4 protein-coding genes are annotated in these 4,834 nt (G+C 60.3%); 1 reads left to right on the top strand and 3 read right to left on the bottom strand.

Translation table 11 applies throughout. The features are described 5' to 3' along the window. The first annotated feature begins 269 nt into the window (after positions 1-269). Entirely contained in the window at positions 270-1,016 is a 747-nt protein-coding gene (locus AC1DLB_RS21440; protein ID WP_018926135.1) for an SDR family oxidoreductase, read from the top strand. Between the two features lie 75 nt (positions 1,017-1,091). On the opposite strand, the gene mapR is transcribed toward AC1DLB_RS21440, so the two are convergent. The 3 genes from mapR to AC1DLB_RS21425 all read right to left on the bottom strand — a co-directional run bounded on the left by mapR (position 1,092) and on the right by AC1DLB_RS21425 (position 4,551). Next, positions 1,092-2,501 (bottom strand): GntR family transcriptional regulator MpaR, encoded by a 1,410-nt coding sequence (mapR, locus tag AC1DLB_RS21435; protein WP_018926134.1) that lies wholly within the window; start codon positions 2,499-2,501, stop codon positions 1,092-1,094. 190 nt (positions 2,502-2,691) lie between these two features. Next, a complete protein-coding gene (gene ccoG / locus AC1DLB_RS21430; RefSeq protein ID WP_477743006.1) occupies positions 2,692-4,122 on the bottom strand; it encodes a cytochrome c oxidase accessory protein CcoG in 1,431 nt (476 codons plus the stop codon). A 195-nt stretch (positions 4,123-4,317) separates the two neighbouring features. Further along, positions 4,318-4,551, bottom strand: a complete 234-nt coding sequence (locus tag AC1DLB_RS21425) for a DUF3203 family protein (RefSeq protein ID WP_018926132.1) — start codon at positions 4,549-4,551, stop codon at positions 4,318-4,320. Positions 4,552-4,834: the final 283 nt, after the last annotated feature.

Below are 4,834 nucleotides of genomic sequence, written 5' to 3'. Positions count from 1 at the left end.
ATTGATCCCTGTGGTGAGGAGAGCTTGCCTGTGGTGAGGGGGCTTGCCCCCGTTGGACCGCGAAGCGGTCCCTCTTCGATTTTTCATGTTCACCGAGTTGCCTGAATTTACGACTGCTTCGCAGCCGAACGGGGGCAAGCCCCCTCACCACAGCAAGCTCCCTCGCCACAGGTTTGTCATCACAGGGTTGATGCAGGTCCATGCAAAACCGCGCAATGGCGGTTATTCTTGGCCCCGACTGCTTACGCTAGGAACGGGGGAAAGCCAGCATGGACAAAGTTATCGTCATCACCGGCGGCAGCCGTGGAATCGGCGCCGCCACGGCCCTGTTGGCCGCCGAACAAGGTTATCGGATCTGCATCAATTATCAGTCCGACGAACAGGCGGCGCTCAGTGTGCTGGAGCAAGTCCGCGCACGCGGTGCCCAAGCCATCGCCGTGCGTGCCGACGTCAGCATCGAAGACGAAGTGATCGCTCTGTTTCATCGGGTGGACACCGAACTGGGCCGGGTCACGGCGCTGGTGAACAACGCCGGCACCGTCGGACAAAAGTCGCGGATCGACGAAATGTCGGAATTCCGCATTCTGAAAATCCTCAAGACCAACGTCCTGGCGCCGATCCTCTGCGCCAAACACGCGATTTTGCGCATGTCGCCCAAACACGGCGGGCAGGGCGGCAGCATCGTCAACGTCTCCTCGGTCGCCTCGCGTTTGGGTTCACCCAACGAGTACGTGGATTACGCCGCGTCCAAGGGGGCGCTGGACACATTCACCATCGGCCTGTCCAAGGAAGTGGCGGGCGAGGGGATTCGCGTCAATGCGGTGCGTCCGGGTTACATCTACACCGATTTCCATGCATTGAGCGGCGATCCGGACCGGGTCAGCAAGCTGGAATCGGCGATTCCGATGGCCCGCGGTGGGCGGCCGGATGAAGTGGCGGAGGCGATTGTGTGGTTGTTGTCGGATAAGGCGTCGTATGCGACCGGGACTTTCGTCGATCTTGGTGGTGGGCGGTAAAGATCAGAAGCAAGATCAAAAGATCGCAGCCTTCGGCAGCTCCCACGCGCCTGTGGGCGCCGCGATCTTTTGCTGTTAAAAGGACCTGACAATCCGCCCCAACGTCTCCATCGCCTTCTCCGAATCCTCGGTCCACGGGCTGCCGTAATTCAACCGAATACAATTCCTGAACCGCTGAGTCGGTGAAAAAATCGGCCCCGGCGCAATGCTGATCCCCTGCGCCAGTGCCATCTGAAACAACTTCAACGAATCCATCTGCGGCGGCAGTTCCAGCCACAGGAAGTAACCGCCGGCCGGTTGGCTGACGCGGGTTTGGGCCGGGAAGTAGCGGGCGATGGCGGCGAGCATGGCACTTTGCTGTTCTTCCAGGGCGTAACGCAGCTTGCGCAGGTGCCGATCGTAGCCGCCGTGTTGCAGGTAATCGGCGATGGCCGCCTGGGCGGGCATCGAGGCGCATAGCGAGGTCATGAGCTTCAGCCGTTCGATTTTCTGCGCATAGCGCCCGGCGGCGACCCAGCCGATGCGGTAGCCGGGGGCCAGGCTCTTGGCGAACGAACCGCAATGCATCACCAGCCCTTCGGTGTCGAACGCCTTGGCCGGTTTCGGCGCCTGTTGGCCGTAATAGAGCTCGGCGTAAACGTCATCCTCGATCAGCGGCACCTGATGGCTGCGCAACAACTCCACCAGTTCCTGTTTCTTCGCCTCGGGCATGGTCGCGCCCATGGGGTTCTGGAAACTGGTCATGCACCAACAGGCCTTGATCGGGTGCCGTTCCAGGGTCTGGGCGAGTACGCCGAGGTCGATGCCGTCTCGCGGGTGGACGGGGATTTCCACGGCTTTGAGCTTCAGCCGTTCCAGCACTTGCAGGCTGGCGTAAAAGGCCGGGGCTTCGATGGCCACCAGATCGCCAGGCTCGGTGACGGCTTGCAGGCACAGGTTCAGCGCTTCCAGCGCACCGTTGGTGATCAGCAGTTCCTCCATCGGCAGCATCAGCCCGCCGACCATGTAGCGCAGGGCGATTTGCCGACGCAGTTGCGGGTTGCCCGGCGACATGTCGGTGACCACCATGCGCGGGTCCATCTCCCGGGAAGCACTGGCCAGCGAGCGGGACAAGCGCTGCAGCGGGAACAGCGTGGGGCTGGGGAAGGCCGAGCCGAAGGGCACGGTGGTGGGGTCCTTGATCGAGTCCAGCACTGAGAACACCAGTTCGCTGACGTCGACTTCGGTGGACTCGTTGACCTGGCTGCTGATCACCGGCTCCGAGAACGGGCTTGGTGCATGCGCATTGACGAAGTAGCCGGAACGCGGTCGCGCGCGGATCAGGCCGCGACGTTCGAGCAGGTAATAGGCCTGGAACACCGTGGACGGGCTGACGCCGTAGGTCTGGCTGGCGTAGCGCACCGACGGCACCCGATGGCCGGGGCCAAGAACGCCGGAGCGGATCAGTTCAGCGATGTCGTCGGCGAATTTTTCGTAGCGTTTCATCGAGTGCCCGGTTAGTGAATTGTGCATTTTGTGGCGAGGGGGCTTGTCGGAACGCCGCATCGCCCCGTTCGGCTGCGCAGCAGTCGTAAAACCAGACTGCTCGATATATCTGAATAATGTAGGGGGCCGCTTCGCGACCCAACGGGGGCAAGCCCCCTCGCCACAGGACAAAGGATTGCATCTTAAAGACTCAACGGTTCATCGGTGCAACAAACCGGCTCTTGGCCACGCTATAGATGTCCGGCTCATTGCTGTCGACAATCTTGAAGCCGATCGTCTGCGAGCTGCTGCTCGGCCGTTCCGTGGTCATCGCCACCGACACCGGCACATCGACAATCTCCCCGGCGGCCAGGCTCAGTTCGGTCTTGCCTTGCAACTGGAAGCCGTCGTCGTCGACCAGTGTCAGACGGTACTCCTGACGTTGCTGGGTCTTGTTGATGACCTTCAGGCTGTAGATGTTTTCGATCTGACCTTCACTGTTCTCGCGGAACAGGCCACGGTCCTTGCTCACGTCCAGCGACACCATCGGCCGCTCCACCAAGGCCAGGGCGAAGGCGCCGATCATCACCAGCAGCACCGCGGTGTAACCGATCAGGCGCGGGCGCAGCAGGTGGGTCTTGCCACCCTGCAATTGATGCTCCGAGGTGTAGCTGATCAGCCCTCGGGCGTAGCCCATTTTGTCCATGATCGAATCGCAGGCGTCGATGCACGCGGCGCAACCGATGCATTCCATCTGCAAGCCATCGCGGATGTCGATGCCGGTCGGGCAAACCTGGACGCACACCTGACAGTCGATGCAATCACCCAGGCCGACCTCGGCGGGTTTCACTTCACGTTTGCGCGGGCCACGGTTTTCGCCGCGAGCCACGTCGTAGGAAATGGTCAGGGTGTCCTTGTCGAACATCACGCTCTGGAACCGTGCGTATGGACACATGTGCATGCACACGGCTTCACGTAGCCAGCCGGCGTTGATGTAAGTGGCACCGGTGAAAAACAGCACCCAGAACAGGCTGACACCGCCGATTTGCAAAGTCAGCAGCTCTTCGGCCAGGGGCCGGATCGGTGTGAAGTAGCCGACAAAGGTCAGGCCGGTGAGCAGGCTGATCGCCAGCCACAAGGTGTGTTTGGCCGAGCGACGGAGCAGTTTGTTCAGGCCCCAGGGCGCGGCTTGCAGCTTGATCCGCTGGTTGCGCTCGCCTTCGGTGATCTTCTCGCACCACATGAAGATCCAGGTCCAGGAGCTCTGCGGGCAGGTGTAACCGCACCAGACCCGGCCTGCGAACACGGTGATCGCAAACAAACCGAAGGCGGCGATGATCAGCAGCGCCGACAGCAGGATGAAGTCCTGCGGCCAGAAGGTCGCGCCGAAGATGTGGAATTTGCTTTCGGACAGATCCCAGAGCACCGCCTGGCGGCCGCCCCAGTTCAGCCACACCGTGCCGAAGAAAAGTAGAAACAGAAACCCCGCGCCGCTCATGCGCAGGGTGCGGAACAGGCCGGTGAAGCTGCGGGTGTGGATCAGGTTGTCACTGGACTTGGCCTTCATCTTTGGACGCGAAGGCTCATTGTTTTTTATAAACGAGGCAGGTTCAACGGTTCGGACGGGGATTCTATCGCTCATGGTCTTTCGCTCATCAGCCTCCATCAGGCCTGAGCACTATGACCAGCGATCTGTTTGCATAACAGACTCACCTAGCGCAATAAAAGGCGGATCAGATGGGCTGCCCACACCCGCCTGCGACAACTTGATGCACCCGCAAGGGCGGGCTGCAAGTACCTAGGTCAGGCGCTGGTGGGTTGTGTTGATGCCGGTCAGTCAAATCACCGAATCACTGTTCGTGGCCTTCAAATGCCGGCGACCGTCCACAGCACCTGCTACGGTCAATGCGTCGGCTTCTGCTTCGGTGATGTAGAAGCGCTGGCCGTCGAGTTCCACTGCCGACATGGATTTTTCCTCGTCAGTGATTATGGTGATATCAGGGCAAAGGCGAATTTCTTCGCCGTTTTCGGTGATGAAGAAGCAGGTCTGGTTGTCGATGCGCACGGTCATGGAGGAGGCCTTTTTGCGGATTCATTAAGTGTTAGGGCGCATTTGCCGGTGATTGTTCTGTGCAACCGATAGATGGCGTGAGTCATGCTTAAGTTGGTTGACCCGTGCCCAGGGGATTGATTCCTCGAAGGACCTGGCAAATCCCTCTGAACTTTGCCGGCGCCTGTGGCTCGGAACTTATGTGTGTTCATACCCTTGAGTTCATCTCGGGGCAGATCGCTTCGTGTGAGTGATGACCAGGCACAAGAGCGTCCTTGGGGCGTAAGGAGAGATGCTCGATGAC

The sequence above is a fragment of the Pseudomonas sp. 05N434 genome, from assembly GCF_056396965.1.
Note: the sequence above shows the minus strand (reverse complement) of the source record. Positions and strands in the feature narration are given on the sequence as shown.